The 1,187-nt window shown below is 56.3% G+C and carries 3 protein-coding genes; 2 read left to right on the forward strand and 1 reads right to left on the reverse strand.

Annotated elements, in window-relative coordinates; all coding sequences use genetic code 11:
* The coding region (locus tag ABD892_RS03045) for a hypothetical protein (RefSeq protein ID WP_345193721.1) at nucleotides 1-278 on the reverse strand (278 nt) is incomplete at its 3' end.
* A 63-nt stretch (nucleotides 279-341) separates the two neighbouring features.
* Here ABD892_RS03045 and ABD892_RS03050 point away from each other — a divergent pair.
* Entirely contained in the window at nucleotides 342-566 is a 225-nt protein-coding gene (locus tag ABD892_RS03050) for a hypothetical protein (RefSeq protein WP_345193723.1), read from the forward strand.
* Nucleotides 563-1,009, forward strand: coding sequence for a DUF3489 domain-containing protein (locus ABD892_RS03055; RefSeq protein ID WP_345193725.1), 447 nt, complete (start codon nucleotides 563-565; stop codon nucleotides 1,007-1,009). The genes ABD892_RS03050 and ABD892_RS03055 overlap by 4 nt, the downstream gene beginning before the upstream one ends.
* Nucleotides 1,010-1,187 lie beyond the last annotated feature (178 nt).

Here is a 1,187-nt window from a genome sequence, read left to right on the forward strand (position 1 = left end):
CGATAGGCCTCACGCATGGTACGGGCGGTAAGATAGTCAACCGCCGAGCGCCCCTCTGTCGGCACCGGGGCCGTAACAGGCGGTTGCATGGGCTTTGCCGGGGCCGTTTGCCTAAGCACGGTTGAAGGCTCACCGTCAGCCTTAAGCGCCTGCAGTGCGACCGTTTCGTTAATCTTGCCGTTTTCAAGCGTTATCCGCCCCTGGCGCACCAGTTTGCTGACATACTGCCGGGACCAGCCATTGCGCCGGGCAAATTCCGATTGTGAAACCAACGCCATAGGGTCCCATGCCTCCCGCCATAGCCCGACAGCGCCCGGCANCACCCGGACAGGACAAGCACCATGAATCGGCAAGATGCCATCGAAGAAGCCCTGCTGATGCACCTGCACCGTATTGACGCGCTCATTGCAAAAATGATTGATCTGCGGGTTAACCACTTCACCCTGCCCTCGCCGGAGGAATGCGACTGGTGCCATGTGGGCACCCTCGCACGCCTGGCAGAGGACCTGGATGACACACTGGCCAACTGGCCCGATTCATCACGGCAACAAGGAGAGACGCCATGAAACTGACCGACACCCAAACCAATACCCTGCAACTGATCCACGGCAATGGACACTTAACTGCCCAGGACATCCCGCTGCGCGGTGGTGCCCGGAAAAAAGTGCTCGAAAGTCTGATCAAACGGGGGCTCTTGAGAGCAAAGACCTGCAAGAACTGGATCAATTACTCCCTGACACCGGAAGGGCGACAGGCCATCGGGGTGGAACAGCCAGAAGCCGAAGAGAAGAAGCCCGTCACCCGTCCCGGTACCAAGCTCCATCGGGTCATTGAACTGTTGAGAAGGCCACAGGGCACCACCATAGCCAAAATAATGGTCGAAACAGGTTGGCAACAACACACCGTTCGGGGCACTCTTGCAGGCACAATAAAAAAACGACTCGGGCTGACCATCACCTCCGAAAAGCCCGAGGGTAAAGATCGAATTTACCGGATTGTTGAAGACTGACAACTACTCATCCGACGAGGAAGATGACTCTGCCTGTTTTTGTATCATTGCCCTAAGCTGTTCTTCGGAGCCGGCTGCAGCGGATGGCGCAGGCTTTGCTCTTTTTGCAGATGGTTGAAACGTTGACGGTAAACCTGAATCCACCTTGCGCTTAATAGAAGCGCCCTCTTTTTTGTGT

The sequence above is a fragment of the Kistimonas scapharcae genome (assembly GCF_039540975.1).
GTDB classification, from domain to species: Bacteria; Pseudomonadota; Gammaproteobacteria; order Pseudomonadales; family Endozoicomonadaceae; genus Kistimonas; species Kistimonas scapharcae.